This window comes from Mycolicibacterium fluoranthenivorans (genome assembly GCF_011758805.1).
GTDB lineage: Bacteria > Actinomycetota > Actinomycetes > Mycobacteriales > Mycobacteriaceae > Mycobacterium > Mycobacterium fluoranthenivorans.
Genome location: NZ_JAANOW010000001.1, coordinates 2,887,403 through 2,907,495, shown reverse-complemented (window position 1 = coordinate 2,907,495; position 20,093 = coordinate 2,887,403). Strand labels below are relative to the sequence as shown.

The following is a 20,093-nucleotide window of genomic DNA, read 5'->3' as shown; positions in this document are numbered from 1 at the left end:
CGCGGGCGCTCATCACCGTAGGGGCCCCCCTTGCGGGGCGATCTTGACGCCGTCGTAGCCGTCGTTCTCCTGCAGGCGAACCTTGACGTTCTCGCTGCGGGAGGTCGGGACGTTCTTTCCGACGTAGTCGGCCCGGATGGGCAGTTCCCGATGGCCACGGTCGACCAGCACGGCCAGCTGGACCGCCCGGGGACGGCCGATATCGCGCAGCGCGTCCAACGCAGAACGCACCGAGCGCCCGGAGTAGAGCACGTCGTCGACCAGGATCACCAGGGCGCCGTCGATACCGCCGACCGGGATGGAGGTGACCTCCAGCGGGCGCGGCGGTTTGGAGTTCAGGTCGTCCCGATAGAGCGTGATGTCCAGCGCGCCGTGAGCCAGTTCCACGCCGGCGAACTCGTTGACCTTCTCGGCGATCCGGCGGGCCAGGATGACCCCGCGGGTGGGGATGCCGAGCAGGATGACGCGCGGGGCGTCCGCCGCGTCGAGCGCGGTCTTCTCGATGATCTGGTGCGCGATGCGGGATATGGTCCGGCTCACATCAGCGGCGGACATCAATTCCCGGTCTGCGTGTGCGGCATCAGGATTGCCCACAGTGAACCTGGACCTCCTTCTCCGCCTCTCGGGACGGATCGTTAAAGGACGTCGAACTGCCGGAGAGCTTAGCAGGCCGCGTCGTCGACCAGCGCCGCGCCTTTCGTCTCCGGCAACAGCACCGTGGAGGTGATGCTGACCACCACGAAGGCCGCCATCAGCGCCCCCACCGACCAGGGACCGTAGGCGCTGACCAGCAGCCCGGCGATCAGCGGCGGCACCGCGCCACCGACGATGCCGGCCAGGTTGAAGGCCAGCCCGGCACCCGTGTAGCGGTACCGTGTGGCGAAGATCTCGGGCAGGAACGAGGCGATGGGACCGTAGGACGTCCCGAAGATGGCGAACATGCCGCCGATCGCCAGCGCGAACAGCCACGGTGAGCCGGTGTCGATCATCGGCATCACCAGGAATGCCCACGGCAGCGCGACGAGGAAGCCGGCCAGGATGATCCGTCGGCGGCCGTACCGGTCGCACAGCACTGCCGAGATGGCGGTGAAGGCCATCAACGCCACCCCGGCCAGCACCCCGACGGTGAGGACCAGACTGCGCGGATGCCCGATCTTGGTGGCGGCGTAGTTCAGCAGATAGGTGCCGCCCAGGAAACTCATGGTGAAGATGCCGACCATGCAGCCCGCCGCCAGCAGCACCTGTGTGCTCTGGGTCCGCAGCAGCTCTTTCAGCGGCGCCTGCACAACGCCGCCTCGTTGTTTCTCTTTCTCGGCGGCGAACACCGGGGTCTCGTCGATGCTCAGCCGGACATAGAGCGCGACGATCACCAGGAGCCCGCTGAACAGGAACGGCACCCGCCAGCCCCACTCCAGGAACACCGGGCTCTTCTCGCCGATGGTGACGTTGGCGAGCAGGAACACCAGATTGCTCACCGCCAGCCCGGCGCCCGCGCCGAGCTGGGTGAACATGCCGTACTTGCCACGCTGGTCGGCCGGGGCGTATTCCGCGGACAGCAGCGCCGATCCGGCCCATTCCCCGCCGACGGCGAAACCCTGGCACAGCCGCAGCGTGAGCAGGATGATCGGGGCCAGCACACCGATGGAGGCCGCCGCGGGTACCAGCCCGACGGCGAAGGTGGAGATCCCCATGATCAGCAGGGTGGCGATCAGGGTCTTCTTGCGGCCCAGCCGATCCCCGAAGTGCCCGAACACCGCCGCACCCACCGGGCGGGAGAGGAACGCCGCGGCGAAGGTGGCCAGCGACGAGACGGTGCCCATCGTCGGGCTGAGGTTGGGGAAGAAGATCTTCGGGAACACCAGCGCCGCGGCGGTGCCGTAGAGGTAGAAATCGTAGAACTCGATGGCGGTCCCGACGAAGCTGGCGAAGGCCACTTTCTTCATCGGGGCGGCCACCGGCTCCTGGTGTGCAGTCGTCACCCGGGCAGTATGCCCTCCTGCGTAGGCTCGGGTGATGGCCGATACCGAGTACACCGTGGGCGACTATCTGCTGGACCGGCTGGCCGAGCTCGGAGTGACCGAGGTGTTCGGTGTGCCAGGCGATTTCAACCTTGAGTTCCTCGACCACGTGCTCGCGCACGACACCGTGCGCTGGGTGGGCGGGGCCAATGAGCTCAACGCCGGCTACACCGCCGACGGGTACGGGCGACTGCGCGGAATCTCGGCGCTGGTCACCACCTTCGGTGTCGGTGAGCTGTCGGCGGCCAACGCCGTCGCCGGCAGCTACGCCGAACACGTTCCGGTGGTGCACATCGTGGGTGCACCGTCCAAGGACGCGCAGGGGGCCCGCCGCGTGGTGCATCACTCGCTCGGCGACGGCGATTTCGAGCACTTCTTGCGGATGGCTCGCGAGATCACTTGCGCCCAGGCCAATCTCATTCCGGCCACGGCCACCCGGGAGATCGACCGGGTACTGCTGGAGGTCCGCGAACACAAGCGCCCCGGGTATCTGCTGCTGGCCACCGATGTGGCCCGCTTCCCCGTCGACCCGCCGTCGGCACCGCTGGCGCATTACGGCAACGGCACCAGCCCGCGGGCCCTGGCGCTGTTCACCGAGGCGGCGCGCCGGCTCATCGGCACCCATCAGGTGACGGTGCTGGCCGATCTGCTGGTGCACCGGCTCAATGCGGTTGACGCGCTCGACGGCCTGCTGGCCGCCGACACCGTGCCGTACGCGACGCTGATGTGGGGCAAGAGCCTGCTCGACGAGAGCTCCCCCAGCTATCTGGGCATCTACGCCGGAGCGGCCAGCGCCGAACCGGTGCGCCGCGCCGTCGAGGACGCGCCCGTGCTGGTGACCGCCGGCGTGCAGTTCACCGATATGGTCAGCGGCTTCTTCTCCCAGCAGATCGATCCGGCCCGCACCATCGACGTGGGCGCGGTGCAGTCGACGGTCGCCGGGCAGGTGTACGCCCCGATCGATATCGGCGCCGCGTTGAAGGCCCTGACGGGCATCCTCACCGATCGGGGTATCACTTCGCCGGCGGTGCCGGCCGCCGTCGTACCGGCACCCACCGCGGCCCCGCCGCCAGACACCGCGCTCACGCAGAAGGTGCTGTGGGACAAGGTGTCCGAGGCCCTGACCCCGGGCAACGTGGTGCTGGCAGACCAGGGCACCTCGTTCTACGGAATGGCCGGGCACCGGCTGCCGGCCGGGGTGACGTTCATCGGACAGCCGTTGTGGGGATCGATCGGCTACACCCTGCCGGCCGCGCTCGGAGCGGCGCTGGCGCACCCCGAGCGCCGGATCGTGCTGCTCATCGGCGACGGGGCGGCCCAGCTGACGGTGCAGGAGATCGGGGTGATGGCCCGCGAGGGCATCGCGCCGGTGATCATCGTCGTCAACAACGACGGCTACACCGTGGAGCGGGCCATTCACGGCCCGCAGGCGTACTACAACGACATCGTGGGCTGGCGCTGGCAGGAGTTACCCACCGCGCTCGGTGTACCCGACGCGCTGGCGGTGCGCGCCCACACCGTGGGCGAGTTGGAGGCCGCCCTGACGGCGGCCGCGCAGCACCGGGACCGGATGGCCGTCATCGAAGTGGTGTTGGATCGCGATGACGTGCCGCCACTGCTGGCCGAACTGGCCCGGGCCGCGGCGGCCGCCAACGCCGCCGACTGATCACCGGTTGGTGCGATCGGACAGTGGTGTCCTGGCCGACATCGGGACGGCGATCCGGCTCTCCGCCGCAGCGAGTTTGGCATCGGCCAGCCGGTAGAAAGAATCCAGATTGTCCAGCTCCACGTCCAGGTAGTCGCAGATCACCTCTGGGGCCACCCCTGCCTCACGCAAACGCAAACCCAGTGAGTACGGCGCTGACAGGGTGCGCAGGGCACGCTCCCGGGGGCTCATATGACCGGTCATGCCTCCACTGTGTGGGCGGCGCGCCGCACAGTGATAAGTATCCGGCTACTCGAATCGCCCGCACAGCAAACCCACCGTGTCCGCCCAGTATCGTGACGCGGATGAATCTCGACGCGAACGGCGCCTCCATCACCGAGGCGATCGAGGCCGGGCTGCTGGCCGGTGCGGTCACCCTGGTGTGGCATGCCGGCGAGGTGGTCCAGGTCAACGAATTGGGCCATCGTGACATCGCGGCCGGGCTACCCATGCAACGCGACACGGTGTTCCGGATCGCGTCGATGACCAAACCGGTGACGGTGGCCGCGGCGATGACCTTGGTGGAAGAGGGCCGTTTCACCCTTCGCGACGAGATCGCGCGCTGGGTGCCCGAGCTCGCCGGGGTGCGGGTGCTGGCTCAACCGAACGGGCCGGTGGACGCCACGGTGCCGCTGCGCCGGCCGATCACGTTCGAGGACCTGATGACCCACCGGTCCGGGCTGGCCTACCCGTTCTCGGTGACGGGCCCGCTGGCGCGGTCGTATGCGCGGCTGTCGTATCGGCAGAACGAGGACCGGTGGCTGGCCGAGCTGGCGCAGCTGCCGCTGGCGCACCAGCCCGGCGAACGGGTCACCTACAGTCACGGCACCGACGTGCTGGGTATCGCGCTGGGACGGATCGCGGGCAAACCGCTGCACGAGCTGCTCGCCGAGCGGATCTTCACACCATTGGGCATGGCGGACACCGGTTTTGCGCTCACGCTGGTGCAGCGGCGCCGGCTGGCGACCATGTACGCCGTCGGCGAGGAGGATCGGCTGCGCGACGATGTGATGGGTCCGCCCCCGCTGACCCCGCCGGACTTCTGCGCCGGCGGTGCCGGACTGATGTCGACCGCCGATGACTATCTGCAATTCGCCCGGATGCTGCTGGGCGACGGCGCCGTCGACGGTGTGCGGGTGCTCTCGCCGGAGTCGGTGCGGCTGATGCGCACGGACCGGTTGACCGATGAGCAGAAACAGCAGAACTTCCTCGGCGGCCCGTTCTGGATCGGCCGCGGTTTCGGTCTGAGCATGTCCGTGGTGACCGACCCGGACCAGTCCCGGCAGTTCTTCGGGCCGGGCGGGCTGGGCACCTTCGGCTGGCCGGGCGCCTACGGAACCTGGTGGCAGGCCGACCCGGCGAACGATGTCGTCCTGCTGTATCTGATCCAGAACTTCCCCGACCTGAGCGCCGACGTCGCAGCCGTGCGCGGCAACACCTCGATGGCGAAACTTCAGTCGGCACAACCGAAGTTCGTGCGCCGGACGTACCAGGGACTCGGTCTGTAGCCGCCCATGCCCACCGTGTTGATCAGTGGCGCCGGGATCGCCGGTCCTGCGCTCGCGCATTGGTTGACGGGCGCCGGCTACCGCGTCGTGGTGGTGGAGGTCGTGCCCGAGGTCCGTTCCGGCGGGCAGACCGTCGACCTGCGCGGCGCCGGTCACGATGTCGCCGAGCGGATGGGATTGCTCGAGGCGGTATCGGCGAAGGCGCTGGAGCAGCGCGGGGCCGCCTGGGTCCGCACCGACGGCTCCCGCCGCGCCGAGATGCCGGTGACGGCGTTTCACGGCAACGGCCTGGTCTCCAAGCTGGAGATTCTGCGCGGGGATCTGGTGGACGTGCTCTACCAGGCCACCAGGGCGCGCACCGACTACCGGTTCGGCACCCGCATCACCGATATCGACGACACCACTGCCACACTCAGTGACGGCAGCACCGTCACCGCGGATCTGATCGTCGGTGCCGACGGACCGCATTCGGCCGTGCGCCGACTGGTATTCGGCCCCGAAGACCGGTTCACCACGCCGCTCGGTGGCTACAACGCATGGTTCAGCGCCCCGGACACGGTGGGGCTCGACGGCTGGTACCTGCTGTACCAGGAGCCCGGCCTGAACGCCTCGATGCGGCCCTCCCACGATCCCGCGGTGGCCAAGGCCGGGCTGGCCTTCCGGTCCGGTCCGCTCGACTACGACCGCCGCGATACCGAAGCCCAGATCGAGCTGCTGCGAGGCCATTTCGCGGAGGCGCGATGGCATTGTCCGCAACTGCTGGCAGCCGCGGCCGAGGCCGATGACTTCCACTTCGACGCGTTCCTGCAGGTTCACATGGACTCGTTCACCCGGGGGCGCGTCGCACTGCTCGGTGATGCCGGGTACTGCGCCTCACCCCTGTCCGGGATGGGTACCAGCCTGGCCCTGGTCGGTGCGTATGTGCTGGCCGGCGAGCTGGGTCCGGCGGATTCCTTTGCCGCTGAGACACTTCCGGCGGCATTGGCACGCTACGAGACGGTGATGCGTCCGTATATCGACCGCTGCCAGACGCTGGCCAACGGTATCGACGGCTACCTGCCGAAATCGAGCAGCGATATCGCGGTGACCGCCGCGGTGATGAAGTGGATGCAACGCTGGCCGCTGCGGCCCATCGCCGAGCGGAAGTGGTTCACCACCGCCGATTCGATTGCGCTGCCGGAATACTGAGTTCCCTCAGAACGGCGGTGGTTTCGCGTGCTGTTCGAGGGTGTGTTGGTTGAGGCGGCGTTCGGCGTTGATCCGGGCAGCGTGGGTGTAGGCGCGGGTGCGGCGGCGGCGGGGCATGGCCAGCCCCCGACCCCCAACGCCGCTGCCGCTGCCGGTGGCGGCTGGTGTCGGTGGTGGCGCCGGGGTGTGAATGGATTTGTCGGGGAACAGGATCCGGGTCAGCGGCACCGTGGTGTAGGTATGCCCGCTGGGGTTGGTCCAGGTGTGTGTCCCGTCGGGATGCTGGACGGCGCTCCAGCCGCCGAAGGTTTTGAGTAGGTGATGGGTACGGCACAGCGCGGCGAGATTTCCGGGGTGGGTGGCCCCACCCGGCCACGGCACGCTGTGGTCGAGGTCGCAGTACTGGGCGCCACGGTGACAGCCGGGGAAAGTACAGGTCAGGTCGCGGGTGCGGACCCAGGCCGCCAGCTTCGCCGAGGGCCGGTACCGCGGCTCAGCGGTGAGGTCGTTGGTGTCGGCGAGGGTGGTGACCCGGGCGCCGGTGGCGACGAGTTCAGCGACCAGCGGGGCGGGCACGACACCGCCCCCGGGGATGACCCCCGGGGTGCCGGTCACCGCGGCCGGGCCGCGCAGGGCCTGCAGGCCGTCGCCGTGCACGCCGGGATCCCGTGGGGTGTCGGCTGCCGCGCCGGGGACCGTGTCGGTGAGTACGTAGACCGTCACCGCGGCCGAGCGGGGATCCACCCCGGCGGCCGGGCAGCCGGGCTCCCCACACAGACACGTGAGCCGCTCGGCATTCGGGTCGACGGCCAGTAATCCCATGGCGTCGGCGCGGCGCTGCCCGACCGTCCGCGGATCGGCCTCGCACACTGTGGCGGCGAGGGCGGTGAGCCGGGCCCGCAGCACCGCGGCGTCGGTGGCCAGCAGCCGCCCCCACACCGCGACGGTGCCGGCGGGATCCTCCTGCGCCCCGAACTCGATACACCGGGACCGGGCCGCGGTGCGGGCGCAGTGCACCGCGACCGGATCGAATTTCTCGATCCACACATCGATGGCGGTCTCGGTGTTCTTCTGCGAGAGCACCCCCAACGTCGGGGCGACCCCGGCCAGGGCGGCGTCGATCAACGCCAACGCCTCGGTATCGGTGACCAGCCGGGTCCGCCAGGTGATCGCGGCCGCGGTTTTGGCCGAGATCTCCCCGTGCTCGAGCAGGGCCCCCACTTTCGGGAGCCGATCCCGCAACGCGAGGGCGATGCGCATCTGCCCCGCCGCGGCCTCCCGGGACAACCCGCAGGCCGCCGATATTTCAGCGGCGGCGTACTCCCACCCATCCAACGCCGCAGACGCCCGCGCCTCGTCTTCGTCCTTGCAGTGCCAGTCGACCAGAGCGGCGATGATCGCCCACCGCTGCGCCGCAGCGACCGCCTCAGCCCGGGTCGCGGCGCGCAACGCCTCGATCAGCGCCGCATCCCCCACGCCACCCAAGTCGAACATATGTTCACACTACAACGACCCACCGACACGGCACGGAAGTTATCCACAGGCTTGAAGTTATCCACAACCCCACGCCCGCAACACCATTCGCCGCACCGGGCAGCGACTCGGCGCTCACATCGACCGCGACAGCACCCGGCCGAATTGCAGCAGCCGCTCCATCTGTGCCAGCCCGCCGTTTCCGACCGACTTGGTATAGCGGAACGACTCGCAGTACAGATCGCTCTCGGTCGCCGACGTCTGGCGGGCCCGGGTAACCAGCTGGGTGTACATCCGCAGCCGGACCTCCGAGAGCCTGCGGGTCCCGTCGTCGAGCACGTCGAACTGGGTGCTCAGGATGTGGTCGGTGATCGTCGACAACAGGATGGTCCGCACGGAGGACGCCAGCTGCCGGCGATCGTCGTGGTACTCGTCATCGGCGCGCCACATGATCAGCCGGCGGCCGTCGGTGGCGACCACTTCCTGCCACAGGGCGCTGCCCCAGGACTCCTCGCTCTCGCCGCGCGACATGATGAACGACGCGATACCGGGGAATTCGACGACCGACCTCAGCTGCTCCAGGGCGAGCTCGGGGTCTCGCAAATACACCGTCGCAGCGTCCTGCACGCTCATATAGGGCGCCCAGTCCTGAGGTGCATTCATCGCGTCTAGTGCTCCTGGGACCCGCGCAGTGCCGCGGCTGCGGCCCGGATCTGCGGTGTCACCAGCATCACCTGGCCGAGCACCCCGTTGACGAATCCGGGTGAGTCGTCGGTGGACAGCTCCTTGGCCAGCTCGACGGCCTCATCCACGGCGACCGGCTCCGGCACATCCTGCGCATGCAACAGCTCCCACACCGCCACCCGCAGGATGGCGCGGTCCACGGCGGGTAGCCGATCCAGCGTCCAGCCCTGCAGGTGGGCCGAGATGAGTTCGTCGACGTGCTCGGCGTTGTCGGTGACGCCCCGCGCCACCGTGACCGTGTACGGGTTCAGCGGATTCATATCGGCCTGCGAGTGGGACAGGGCGTTGCGCCCGTCGGCCACCTCGGCGGCCGTCAGGTGGCGGGCCTCGGCTTCGAAGAGCAGGTCGACGGCGCGCTTGCGGGCCTGATGCCGACCGCGGTCGCCCTTGCGGTCAGACATTCCCGTCGCTCCGCTCGCCCAGGACACCCGTTCCCAGGACGTCAGGCATTGACCCTTCCCAGGTAGCTGCCGTCACGCGAATCGACCTTCAGCTTGTCGCCGGTGTTGATGAACAGCGGAACCTGGAGTTCGGCGCCGGTCTCGACGGTGGCGGGCTTGGTGCCGGCGCTGGACCGGTCACCCTGCAGACCGGGCTCGGTGTGGGTGACGACCAGTTCGACGGTGACCGGCAGTTCCAGGTACAGCGGTACGCCCTCGTGGAAGGCGATCTGCACCACCATGCCCTCGAGCAGGAAGCCGGCCAGCCGGCCGACCAGCGCCTCGGGCAGCGGGTGCTGCTCGTAGTCTTCCGAGTCCATGAAGACGAAGTCGGCACCGTCGCGGTAGAGGTAGGTGGCATCGCGGCGGTCGACGGTCGCGGTCTCAACCTTCACCCCGGCGTTGAACGTCTTGTCGACGACCTTGCCGGTCAGCACGTTCTTGAGCTTGGTACGCACGAAGGCCGGGCCCTTACCTGGCTTGACGTGCTGGAACTCGGTGATCTGCCACAACTGGCCCTCGAGGTTGAGGACGAGTCCATTCTTGAAGTCGGCGGTTGATGCCACGGTCTGTACAGCTCCTAGATCAGTTAACGACGACCAGTTCCTTGGGGAACCGGGTGAGCAACTCGGGTGTGGGTGCGTCCTGGCTGCCCACGACCAGGGTGTCCTCGATGCGGACACCGCCCCGGCCGGGCAGGTAGACGCCGGGCTCCACGGTCACCGCAGCGCCAGCAAGCAGTGTACCGACGGATGACGCGCTGATTCCCGGCGCTTCGTGGATCTGCAGCCCGACCCCGTGTCCGAGCCCGTGCCCGAAGTTCTCCGCGTACCCGGCATCGGCGATGACCTGCCGCGATGCCGTGTCGACATCCTTGAGTGCGGCGCCGGGCACCAGTGCCTCGCGGCCGGCCCGTTGGGCGGTGGCGACCAGGTCGTAGATCTCGCGCTGCCAGGTGGCCAGGGGGGCCAGCACGAACGTGCGGGTCATATCCGAGTGGTAACCGGCCACCAGCGCGCCGAAGTCGATCTTCACGAAGTCACCCGATGCCAGCACCGTATCGGTCGGGCGGTGGTGCGGGATCGCCGAATTCGCCCCCGCGGCCACGATCGTCTCGAAGGACGCCCCGTCGGCGCCGTGGTCGAGCATCAGCGACTCCAGCTCACGGCCCACCTCCTTCTCGGTGCGCCCGGCGCGCAGCCCGCCGTCCTCGACGAGCTCGCGCAGCGCGGCGTCGGCAGCCTCGCACGCAAGCCGCAGCATCGCGATCTCCCCCGCGTCCTTGATCTCGCGCAACCGTTCCACCATGCCGGCCGCCCGGACGAACTCGATGCCCTCGGCGGCCCGTTCCAGCAGACCGAACCCGTCGACGGTCACCACATGGCTTTCGAACCCGAGCCGGCGGATACCGGTGGCGGCGGCGCGGCCGGCCAGATGCGGTCCGCAGGCGCGTTCGATCACCAATTCCGCATCGGGAGCCTGCGCCGCGGCCTGCGTGACGTAGCGGCCATCGGTGGCCAGCAGCGGCGTGTCGTCGTCGGCACGGATCAGCAGCGCGGCGTTGGAACCGGTGAAACCCGACAGATAGCGCACGTTGACCAGGTCTGTTACCAGTATCGCGTCCAGCTTCGCGATGGCCAGCCGCTGCCTCAACCGATCCCTGCGCTGCGAAATCGTCACGACCGCTGACGGTACTCGCTACGCTGTGCCCTCATGAGTAAGTGGTTGCTGCGTGGACTCGTGTTCGCGGCGTTGGTGGTTGTCCTGCGATTGATCCAGGGTGCGCTGGTCGACGCCTTCCCGACGCACGCCGGTCTGATCAGCCCCGCGCTCGGTTTGTTCCTGGCGGTCCCCGCTCTGGTCTGGGCATATTTCGACGGCCGCGCCGACGCGAACGCGCAGTCCGACCCGGACCGCCGCGCCGATCTGGCGATGGTCTGGTTGCTGGCCGGTCTGGTGGCCGGCCTGCTGGGCGACCTGGTCACCTGGTTCATCGGGCTGATCTACCCGGCGGTCTACACGGGCAATCTGATCAGTGAGTTGACCTCGTTCGCCGCGTTCACCGCCCTGCTGGTCTTCCTGGCCGGTGTCGTCGCAGTGACCATCGGCCGGTGGAACGTCGACCGCAAGGCGCCGCCGTACGAGCGCCGCCGCGAAGGTGATGACCGCGCGGACACCGACGTGTTCGCCGCGGTGGCACCCGCGCCCGCAGAGGCGGGCGAAGAGCCCACCACCGCCATCGAGAAGAACTAGCTTCCGACCACCGAGTACGCCGCGACCAGCAGGCTGGGATCGGGTCCTTCCAGACGTCCCGGCTTGGCCAGGCCGTCGAGCACGACGAACCGCAGGATGCCGGACCGGTTCTTCTTGTCCCCCGCCATGTACTCCAGCAGTTGAGGCAGCGCGTCGGGGTCGTAGCTCACCGGGAGCCCGAGGGCGGTGAGCACCCGGCGATGACGGTCGGCGGTGTCGTCGTCGAGACGCCCCGCGAGCCGGCCGAGTTCGGCGGCGAAGATCAGTCCCACCGACACCGCGGCACCGTGACGCCACTTGTAGCGCTCACGGCGTTCGATGGCGTGCGCCAAGGTGTGTCCGTAGTTGAGGATCTCGCGTAGCGCCGATTCCTTCTCGTCGGCGGCGACCACCTCGGCCTTGACCGCGATCGCGCGCCGGATCAACTCGGGCAGCACGGATCCGGACGGATCGATCGCGGCTTCGGGGTCGGCCTCGATGAGGTCCAGGATCACCGGGTCGGCGATGAACCCGGCCTTCACGATCTCCGCCATACCGGCGACGATCTCGTTGCGGGGCAACGTCTGCAGGGTCGCCAGATCCACCAACACCGCCAGCGGCTGGTGGAAGGCGCCGACGAGGTTCTTGCCCGCGTCGGTGTTGATACCGGTCTTGCCACCGACGGCCGCGTCGACCATGCCGAGCAGAGTGGTGGGCACGTGCACGATGTCCACCCCACGCAGCCAGGTGGCCGCCGCGAAGCCCGCGACATCGGTGGCCGCCCCGCCGCCGAGGCTCACCAGGGCGTCCTTGCGGCCCACCCCGATGCGGCCGAGCACCTCCCAGATATAGCCGACGACGGGCAGTTCCTTACCGGCTTCGGCATCCGGGATCTCGACGCGGTGCGCATCGATTCCCTTGTCTTCCAAGTGCTTACGAATCGCTTCGGCGGTCTGGGTGAGCGTGGGCTGGTGCAATATCGCCACCTTGTGCCGACCCGCCAGCACCCGGCCCAGATCCTCGAGCAGGCCGGTGCCGATGATCACCGGATACGGCCGGTCCACGAGAACATCCACGGTCACCGGGTCTGTCACGGATTCACTCATTGCGCGCCTCTGCTCGTTTGGCCAGCGCCGCGGGGGTGGGCGGCGCATCTGTGGTGGGTGCCGGGTTGAGGATGGTGGGCCGCCGCCACGCGGGGCGACGGCGCCGGCGTGAACGGTGATTCTGGCCGCAGCCGTCCAGCCTGGTGACGATGTGGCGGACCACGGCACCGGGGTTGCGCCGATTGGTGTTGACCCGCATGGTGGCCACCTCGCGATACAGCGGGACCCGCTCAGCGATCAGCGTGCGGTACCGCTCCCCCGGATCATCACCGGCCAGCAGCGGTCGCCCGCTGCCGCTGGTGCGGCGAATGCCTTCTGCCGCACTGATTTCCAGATAGATGACGGTGTGCCCGGCCAGCGCTTCGCGGACCGCCGGGGTGGTGATGGCGCCACCGCCGAGCGAGACCACACCCTCGTGTTCGGCCAGTGCCGCACGCACCACGTCGGCTTCGATCCGGCGGAACTCCTGCTCGCCCTCGGTGAAGATCTCGGCGATGCTGCGGCCCGTGGTCTCCACGATCTTGGCATCGGTGTCCAGCAGCGGCACCTGCAGTGCCTTGGCCAGCCGCCGCCCGATGGTGGACTTGCCGGAACCCGGCATCCCCACCAACACAGCCTTGGGCGCCATGGGTTACCCCGCCTGTGGGGCTGTGTCGTTCCCCGCGTCGGCGTTCCCCGCGTCGCCACGCTCCTGCCCGCCGGAGCGTTCGCGGACCGCCGCCAGGTAGCTCTCGATATTGGCCTTCGTCTCGCCCAGCGAGTCGCCGCCGAACTTCTCCAGCGCGGCCCGGGCCAGCACCAGCGCGACCATGGTCTCCACCACGACACCCGCGGCGGGCACCGCGCACACATCGGAGCGCTGGTGGATGGCCACCGCCTCCTGGCCGGTGGCCATATCGACGGTGGCCAGCGCGCGCGGCACCGTCGAGATCGGTTTCATCGCGGCGCGCACCCGCAGTGGCTGACCGTTGGTCATGCCACCCTCCAGACCGCCCGCGCGGTTGGTGGACCGCAGCACGCCGTCGGGACCGGGGTACATCTCGTCATGGGCGACACTGCCGCGCCGGCGGGCGGTCTCGAAACCGTCGCCGATCTCGACGCCCTTGATGGCCTGGATACCCATCACCGCGGCAGCCAACTGGCTGTCGAGGCGGTTGTCGCCGCTGGTGAACGAACCCAGCCCGATCGGCAGACCGGTGACCACCACCTCGACCACACCGCCGAGGGTGTCGCCGTCCTTCTTGGCCGCCTCGATCTCGGCGATCATCAGCGCTTCGGACTGCTCGTCGAAGGCGCGGACCGGGCTCGCGTCGATCCGATCCAGATCCTGCGGCAACGGCGAGGGGCCGTCGTACGGCTTGGCGGCGCCGATGGCGATGACATGGGAGATGACCTCGACACCGAGGGCCTGGCGCAGGAACGCGCGGGCCACGGTGCCCGCCGCCACCCGGGCGGCGGTCTCGCGGGCGCTGGCCCGTTCCAGCACCGGGCGGGCGTCGTCGAAGCCGTACTTGAGCATGCCCGCGTAATCCGCGTGGCCAGGGCGGGGGCGGGTCAGCGGGGCGTTGCGCGCCGCGTCACCGTCCAACCGGTCCGCGTCGACGGGGTCGGCGGCCATCACCGTCTCCCATTTTGGCCATTCGGTGTTGCCGATCTCGATGGCGATGGGACCGCCGAGCGTGACCCCGTGTCGGACCCCGGCGAGCACCGTCACCTGGTCCTTCTCGAACTTCATCCGCGCGCCGCGGCCGTAGCCGAGGCGGCGGCGCTGCAGTTGGGTCCCGATATCGTCGGAGGTGACGGACAGTCCCGCAACCATGCCTTCAACCATCGCGACCAGGGCACGGCCATGGGATTCACCAGCGGTAGTCCAACGCAACACGGGTGTCATTCTCCCATGCGGGTATCCGCGCGACCCAATCCGTCAACCCGGCCGGCACAGGCGCGCCTCCAGGGCTACACCCACACCAGGGCGACCGATGCTGCGGACGCCGCGCACATCGACGGCCCGTGCGGCACCGGATCACGCCGGCCCGTGGCCAGAGCGGTCAGCGCCACGAGTCCGGTCAGCATCGGGGCCCCCGCGGCGGCCAGCATCCACACGTCGGGACCGAAGGCCCCCGTCAACCCGCCCAACCCGATCGCCAGCTTGACGTCGCCGGCGCCCAGGCCGGCCGGCGCGGCGAAGTGCACCAGCAGGTACACCGCCGTCAGCGCCGCCGCACCGGCGAGTGCGGGCCAGCCCCGGCCCACCATGGCCGCGCCACCCAGCACCACGACGGCGCCGGGCAGGGTCAGCACATTGGGCAACCGGCGCTGCCGGATATCGAAGGCGCTCAAGGCGATCAGCCACCCCGCCACCAGCGCCGCCACCTCTCGAGGCTAAAGGCCGGCCAGCGCCTGCCTCATCACCTCTTTCGGGGCCGGTTGCCCGGTGAACTGCTCCACCTGGGCGAAGGCCTGGTTCAACAGCATGTGCAGCCCGCTGATCACCCGCCCGCCTGCTGCCGACACCGCGCCGGCCAGCGGGGTGGGCCACGGATCGTAGATCGCGTCCAGCAGCACGGGCACCCCCGCGACGCTGGGCGCGTAGGCGCCGGCGACCTCTGCCGGCAGCGTGTTGACCACCACATCCGCCCTGATCGGGGTGCCCAGTTCGACCCAGTGCACGGTCACACCGAGGGGTTCGGAGAGCGCCACCAGCGGCGCCGCCTTGTCCGCGTTGCGGGCGACGACGGCGATATCGCGGACCCCGAGGGAGGCCAGACCCACCACCGCGGCCGGGGCCGTGCCACCGGAGCCCAGCACCGCCGCACGCGCGCCCGGCAGGGCATATCCCCCGTCGCTTCGCTCGCCCGCCCCGTCGAGCGCGCCGATCACCCCGTCGATATCGGTGTTGTCGGCCCGCCACCCCGAGGGTGTGCGCACCAGGGTGTTGGCCGAGCCGACGAGCGCGGCGCGCGCGGTGTGTTCGGCGGCGAACCGCAGCGCCGCGAACTTTCCGGGCATGGTGACCGACAGCCCGACCCACTCCGGGCCCAGACCGGCGACCAGGGCGGGCAGCTGCTCGGCGGTGCACTCGATGCGCTCGTAGGTCCAGTCGGTCAGCCCCAGCGCACGGTAGGCCGCCAGGTGCAGATCGGGCGAACGCGAATGTGAGATGGGCGAGCCGAGAACCGCTGCTTTTCGGCCGGCCCGGCTACCGTGCACTGTCGAGGACACCGTTGTGCTTGGCCAGCTCGATATTCGCCAGGTGCTGCTCGTAGTCGCGGGTGAACAGCGTGGTGCCCTGCATATCGATGGTCACGAAGTACAGCCAGTCCCCCGGTGCCGGGTTCTCGGCCGCGGCCAGGGCGGGTTGTCCCGGTGAGCAGATCGGGGTGGCCGGAAGCCCCTCGGAGGCATAGGTGTTCCACGGTGTGACGCGTTCGCGATCGGCGTCGGTGGTGGCCACCTCCTGGCGGTCCAGCGAGTAGTTCACGGTGGAGTCGAACTCCAGCTTGCGGTGTTCGGCCAGCCGGTTGTAGATCACCCGGGCCACCTTGGCGAAGTCCTGCGGTTTGGCCTCGCGCTGCACCAGCGACGCGACCACCAGGATCTGGTACGGCGTCAGATGGGTGGCGGCCGCGGCGTCGAGCAGGCCGTCGGCCTCGTACTGCGCGGTACTCGCCTTGATCAGGCTGGTGAGGATGTCCTGCGGCGTTCCGGAGGGGTTGACGTTCCAACTGCCCGGCGCGATCAGTCCCTCCAGCCGGCGGTGGTCCGGGCCCATCGCCGTCACCGGCGCGGTGGCCCAATCCGGCACCGCCAGCGCCGCCAGATTCCCGGTGGCGGCGACGTTCTTGAGATCCGCGGCCGGCACACACTTGTGGTCACCGTCGATATCCACGCAGGAGGCTTTCGAGATCAGCGTGAAGATGCCGTCGGTGACCGCATTGGTCTTCACATCGGCGACATCGTCGAGCTGCCGGCCCTCGGGGATCACCAGCTGACCCACCCGGTTCTTCGGGTCCGCCAGCCGGGTGACCGCCCCGGACGCCGGAATCTCGGTGCGCAGCTTGTAGAAGCCGGGCTGAATCGCCGCGATGGCCTGATTACCCGACGCGGCCTCGACGAACGCCTTGGCCGAGGACACCACGTTCTGCTGCTGCAGCGTCTGGCCAATCGCCGTGGTCGAGTCCCCGCTGTGCACCTCGACGACGACGTCGGCGGTACCGTCACCCGCGAAATCGCTGCTCGAGCCGAACATGCCGTGCCACATCCGTGAGCCCAGGAACACCACGACGAGCACGACGGCGACGAGCACCACCACCGCCATACCGCTGTAGAACCGCCGACGCCGCTGCATGCGGCGCGCGCGGGCCCGCGAGGCGCGGCTCATCCGCCGTCGCGGCGGTCCCACCGCGACGGGCTCGTGACGGTCGGTACCCCAGTCGTCAGTCATCGGCAACCCCTAGTCCGGACCGGCGCTGGTCCAACCAGGTCTGCAGAATTGCTACTGCGGCAACCTGATCGACCATGGTCCGCTGGTTCTTGGCTCGGATACCTGCATCCCGAAGTGAACGTTGTGCGCTCACCGTAGTCAGTCGCTCGTCGACGAGGCGCACCGGTGTCGGGGCGATTCGTGCGGCGATGGTGTCGGCCAGCTCGACGGCGTCGTGGGCCGAGGAGCCGGCCCGGTCGGCGAGCGTACGCGGCAGTCCGACCACGACCTCGACGGCCTCGTGTTCGGTGGCGAGTTTGACCAGCCGGCGCAGGTGACGTCCGTCGCGTTCGCGGCGGACGGTCTCCAGCGGGGTGGCCAGGATGCCGTCGGGATCGCAGACGGCGACACCGATGCGGACGGTGCCGACATCGATACCGAGCCGGCGACCGCGGCCGGGATCATCGGGACCCGGCCGGTCCGGCAGACGCTCGGTACCTTCTCCCACCCGGCTCAGCTCCGGGCGATCTCTGCGCGTAGCGCGGCCAATGCCGCGTCGATACCCGCCGCCCCCTTGCCGGAACCCTGTGCCAGATCGGCCTTGCCGCCCCCACGGCCGTTGACCGCCGCACTCAACTGCTTCACCAGGTCGTTGGCACTCAACCCGAGGTCCTGAGCACCCGCGTTGACCGCCACCACGAACGGCACCGAGTCGTCCTCGCCCTCGGCAATCAATGCAACGACACCGGGCTCGGTGCCCAGCTTGCCCTTGATATCGCCGACCAGGCTGCGCAGGTCACCGGCGGAGATCCCGCCGGCCATCCGCTGGGCCACCAAGCGCACCTTGCCGACGGTCTCGGCGCCCGCGGCGGCGTTCACCGCGGCCGCCCTGGCATTGGCCAGCCGGACCCGGTCCAATTCCTTCTCGGCCACCCTGAGCCGCTCCACCAGATTGGCGACGCGGGCCGGCACCTCCTCCGAGGGCACCTTCAGCGAGGACGCCAGCCCGGCCATCAGGGCGCGTTCCTTGGACAGGTGCCGGAACGATTCCAGCCCGACATAGGCCTCGACGCGGCGCACACCCGACCCGACAGAGGATTCGCCGAGCAGCGTGACCGGACCGATCTGGGCGGAGCTGCGCACATGGGTGCCGCCGCACAGTTCCAGCGAGAACGGTCCACCGATCTCGACCACCCGCACCTCGTCGGGATAGTTCTCGCCGAACAACGCCATCGCGCCCATGGCCTTGGCCTGCTCGAGTCCGGTGTTGAAGGTGTTCACCGCGAAGTCGGCCTGCACCGCCTCATTGGCCACCGTCTCGATCTCGGTGCGCTGGTCCTCGGAGAGCGCACCCTGCCAGTTGAAGTCGAACCGCAGGTAGCCCGGCCGGTTCAGCGAGCCGGCCTGAACGGCGTTGGGCCCCAGGATCTGCCGCAGTGCGGCATGCACCATATGCGTGCCCGAGTGGCCCTGGGTGGCGCCGTGGCGCCACTGCGGGTCGACCTCGGCGGTGACGGTGTCGCCCTCGACGAACTCGCCGGACTCCACCGTGACCCGGTGCGCCCACAGGGTCTTGGCGATCTTCTGCACATCGGTGACGGCCGCTTTCGCGGTGCTCGAGGAGCCGGTTCCGCTGATGGCGCCCTCGTCGGCGATCTGCCCGCCGGATTCGGCGTAGAACGGGGTGCGGTCCAGGATCAGCTCGACCCGATGGCCCCGCGCGCTCTCGTGATCCACCACGGGAACCCGCTTGCCCTCCACAAAGATGCCGAGAATCTTTGCCTGCGAGGACAATTCGTCGAATCCGGTGAACTCGGTGGGACCGGCGTCCACCAGCTCGCGGTAGGCGGACAGATCGGCATGGGCCTGTTTGCGGGAAGCGGCGTCGGCCTTGGCGCGTTGGCGCTGCTGTGCCATCAGGCCGCGGAAACCCTCTTCGTCGACGGTCAGGCCGGCCTCGGCGGCCATCTCGAGGGTGAGGTCGATCGGGAAGCCGTAGGTGTCGTGCAGGGTGAAGGCGTCATCACCGGACAGCGTGGACTTCCCGGCGGCCCGGGTGGCCGCCGCGGCGTCGTCGAACAGCCGGGACCCGGCAGCCAGGGTGCGGTTGAACGCCGTCTCCTCGGCCACCGCGATGCGGTTGATGCGCTCGAAATCGGTCACCAGTTCCGGGTAGGACGGCCCCATCTCGTCGCGCACCGTGGCCATCAGCTCGGCCATGATCGGCCGTTCCACGCCGAGCAGTTTGGCCGCCCGGATGATGCGGCGCAGCAGCCGGCGCAGGACGTAGCCGCGGCCCTCGTTACCGGGCGTGACCCCGTCGCCGATGATGATCGCCGCGGTGCGGCTGTGGTCGCCGATGATCCGGTAGCGCACATCGTCATCGTGGTTGCCCTGCCCGTAGCCGCGGGGCGCGATACCGGCGACGACGTCGATGACGGGACGGACCAGATCGGTCTCGTAGACGTTGTCCACGTTCTGCAGCAGGCAGGCGATGCGCTCGATACCCATACCGGTGTCGATGTTCTTGCGCGGCAGCGGCCCGAGGATCTCGAAGTTGTCCTTCGAGGTGCCCTCACCCCGCTCGTTCTGCATGAACACGAGATTCCAGATCTCGATATAGCGGTCCTCGTTGGCCTCGGGACCGCCGTCGATGCCGTACTCGGGCCCACGGTCGTAGTAGATCTCCGAACAGGGGCCGCACGGCCCGGGGATGCCCATCGACCAGTAGTTGTCGGCCATCCCGCGGCGCTGGATACGCTCGGCCGGCAGGCCGGCGACCTCCTGCCACAGGCCGATCGCCTCGTCGTCATCGAGATAAACTGTCGCCCAAAGCTTTTCGGGGTCGAACCCGTAGCCGCCTTCGGACACCGGGTTGGTCAGCAGCGACCAGGCCAACTCGATGGCACCCTTCTTGAAGTAGGCGCCGAACGAGAAGTTGCCCGCCATCTGGAAGAAGGTGTTGTGCCGGGTGGTGATACCGACTTCTTCGATATCGGGGGTCCGGATGCATTTCTGCACGCTGGTGGCGGTCTCGTACGGCGGGGTGCGGGCACCCAGGAAGTACGGGACGAACTGGACCATGCCGGCGTTGACGAACAGCAGGTTGGGGTCATCGAGGATCACCGAGGCGCTGGGCACCTCGGTATGTCCCGCCTTCACGAAATGATCGAGGAAACGTTTCCTGATCTCGTGTGTTTGCACGTGCTGCTGTCCTTCATTCGCTGGGCCGGTGGTCGACCGCATAACACTACCG

General features: G+C 69.0%; 20 protein-coding genes. 4 read left to right on the top strand and 16 right to left on the bottom strand.

Features of this window, described 5'->3' with window-relative positions; all coding sequences use genetic code 11:
- Window positions 1-12 precede the first annotated feature (12 nt).
- Entirely contained in the window at window positions 13-594 is a 582-nt protein-coding gene (gene pyrR / locus FHU31_RS14145; protein WP_167159195.1) for a bifunctional pyr operon transcriptional regulator/uracil phosphoribosyltransferase PyrR, read from the bottom strand.
- Between the two features lie 68 nt (window positions 595-662).
- On the bottom strand, window positions 663-1,943 hold the full coding sequence (locus tag FHU31_RS14140; RefSeq protein WP_167161034.1) for an MFS transporter: 1,281 nt from the start codon (window positions 1,941-1,943) through the stop codon (window positions 663-665).
- Window positions 1,944-2,013: 70 nt separating this feature from the next.
- On the opposite strand from FHU31_RS14140, the gene FHU31_RS14135 reads away from it, so the two are divergent.
- The gene (locus tag FHU31_RS14135; protein WP_167159194.1) at window positions 2,014-3,684 is read left to right on the top strand and encodes an alpha-keto acid decarboxylase family protein; all 1,671 of its coding nucleotides are present in this window, start codon (window positions 2,014-2,016) and stop codon (window positions 3,682-3,684) included.
- Here FHU31_RS14135 and FHU31_RS14130 read toward each other — a convergent pair whose 3' ends face one another.
- On the bottom strand, window positions 3,685-3,927 hold the full coding sequence (locus FHU31_RS14130) for a hypothetical protein (RefSeq protein ID WP_167159192.1): 243 nt from the start codon (window positions 3,925-3,927) through the stop codon (window positions 3,685-3,687).
- Between the two features lie 101 nt (window positions 3,928-4,028).
- Between FHU31_RS14130 and FHU31_RS14125 the strand changes: the two genes are divergently transcribed.
- Both FHU31_RS14125 and FHU31_RS14120 read left to right on the top strand, forming a co-directional pair.
- Window positions 4,029-5,231: a serine hydrolase domain-containing protein gene (locus tag FHU31_RS14125; RefSeq protein ID WP_167159190.1), complete on the top strand. Its 1,203-nt coding sequence runs from the start codon at window positions 4,029-4,031 to the stop codon at window positions 5,229-5,231.
- Between the two features lie 6 nt (window positions 5,232-5,237).
- Window positions 5,238-6,419, top strand: coding sequence for an FAD-dependent monooxygenase (locus tag FHU31_RS14120; RefSeq protein ID WP_167159188.1), 1,182 nt, complete (start codon window positions 5,238-5,240; stop codon window positions 6,417-6,419).
- 6 nt (window positions 6,420-6,425) lie between these two features.
- On the opposite strand, the gene FHU31_RS14115 is transcribed toward FHU31_RS14120, so the two are convergent.
- From FHU31_RS14115 to FHU31_RS14095, 5 genes are all read right to left on the bottom strand, one after another.
- Window positions 6,426-7,913 (bottom strand): HNH endonuclease signature motif containing protein, encoded by a 1,488-nt coding sequence (locus tag FHU31_RS14115; protein ID WP_167159186.1) that lies wholly within the window; start codon window positions 7,911-7,913, stop codon window positions 6,426-6,428.
- A 114-nt stretch (window positions 7,914-8,027) separates the two neighbouring features.
- Complete coding sequence (locus FHU31_RS14110) at window positions 8,028-8,555, bottom strand: hypothetical protein (RefSeq protein ID WP_090364461.1); 528 nt, start codon at window positions 8,553-8,555, stop codon at window positions 8,028-8,030.
- 5 nt (window positions 8,556-8,560) lie between these two features.
- Window positions 8,561-9,037, bottom strand: coding sequence for a transcription antitermination factor NusB (nusB, locus tag FHU31_RS14105; protein ID WP_167159184.1), 477 nt, complete (start codon window positions 9,035-9,037; stop codon window positions 8,561-8,563).
- A 41-nt stretch (window positions 9,038-9,078) separates the two neighbouring features.
- Entirely contained in the window at window positions 9,079-9,642 is a 564-nt protein-coding gene (gene efp, locus FHU31_RS14100; RefSeq protein WP_090364458.1) for an elongation factor P, read from the bottom strand.
- Window positions 9,643-9,661: 19 nt separating this feature from the next.
- On the bottom strand, window positions 9,662-10,756 hold the full coding sequence (locus FHU31_RS14095; RefSeq protein ID WP_167159182.1) for a M24 family metallopeptidase: 1,095 nt from the start codon (window positions 10,754-10,756) through the stop codon (window positions 9,662-9,664).
- 33 nt (window positions 10,757-10,789) lie between these two features.
- Here FHU31_RS14095 and FHU31_RS14090 point away from each other — a divergent pair, with 33 nt between their 5' ends.
- A complete protein-coding gene (locus FHU31_RS14090; protein WP_167159180.1) occupies window positions 10,790-11,329 on the top strand; it encodes a B-4DMT family transporter in 540 nt (179 codons plus the stop codon).
- Here FHU31_RS14090 and aroB read toward each other — a convergent pair.
- The 8 genes from aroB to alaS form a co-directional block, all read right to left on the bottom strand.
- Window positions 11,326-12,402 carry a 3-dehydroquinate synthase gene (gene aroB, locus FHU31_RS14085; RefSeq protein ID WP_167159178.1) on the bottom strand — a complete coding sequence of 359 codons (1,077 nt, stop codon included), beginning with the start codon at window positions 12,400-12,402 and terminating at the stop codon, window positions 11,326-11,328. The genes FHU31_RS14090 and aroB overlap by 4 nt on opposite strands.
- A 4-nt stretch (window positions 12,403-12,406) precedes the next feature.
- The gene (locus FHU31_RS14080) at window positions 12,407-13,042 is read right to left on the bottom strand and encodes a shikimate kinase (RefSeq protein WP_090364453.1); all 636 of its coding nucleotides are present in this window, start codon (window positions 13,040-13,042) and stop codon (window positions 12,407-12,409) included.
- A 3-nt stretch (window positions 13,043-13,045) separates the two neighbouring features.
- Window positions 13,046-14,296, bottom strand: a complete 1,251-nt coding sequence (aroC, locus tag FHU31_RS14075; protein ID WP_167159177.1) for a chorismate synthase — start codon at window positions 14,294-14,296, stop codon at window positions 13,046-13,048.
- A 74-nt stretch (window positions 14,297-14,370) separates the two neighbouring features.
- On the bottom strand, window positions 14,371-14,787 hold the full coding sequence (locus FHU31_RS14070; protein WP_263988085.1) for a prepilin peptidase: 417 nt from the start codon (window positions 14,785-14,787) through the stop codon (window positions 14,371-14,373).
- A gap of 9 nt (window positions 14,788-14,796) precedes the next feature.
- Window positions 14,797-15,636, bottom strand: a complete 840-nt coding sequence (locus FHU31_RS14065; protein WP_167159175.1) for a shikimate dehydrogenase — start codon at window positions 15,634-15,636, stop codon at window positions 14,797-14,799.
- Window positions 15,614-16,858, bottom strand: a complete 1,245-nt coding sequence (gene mltG, locus FHU31_RS14060; protein WP_167159173.1) for an endolytic transglycosylase MltG — start codon at window positions 16,856-16,858, stop codon at window positions 15,614-15,616. Before mltG ends, FHU31_RS14065 begins: the two co-directional genes overlap by 23 nt.
- On the bottom strand, window positions 16,851-17,345 hold the full coding sequence (ruvX, locus tag FHU31_RS14055; RefSeq protein ID WP_167159171.1) for a Holliday junction resolvase RuvX: 495 nt from the start codon (window positions 17,343-17,345) through the stop codon (window positions 16,851-16,853). Before ruvX ends, mltG begins: the two co-directional genes overlap by 8 nt.
- Window positions 17,346-17,350: 5 nt before the next feature.
- Window positions 17,351-20,041 carry an alanine--tRNA ligase gene (gene alaS, locus FHU31_RS14050; RefSeq protein WP_167159169.1) on the bottom strand — a complete coding sequence of 897 codons (2,691 nt, stop codon included), beginning with the start codon at window positions 20,039-20,041 and terminating at the stop codon, window positions 17,351-17,353.
- Window positions 20,042-20,093 lie beyond the last annotated feature (52 nt).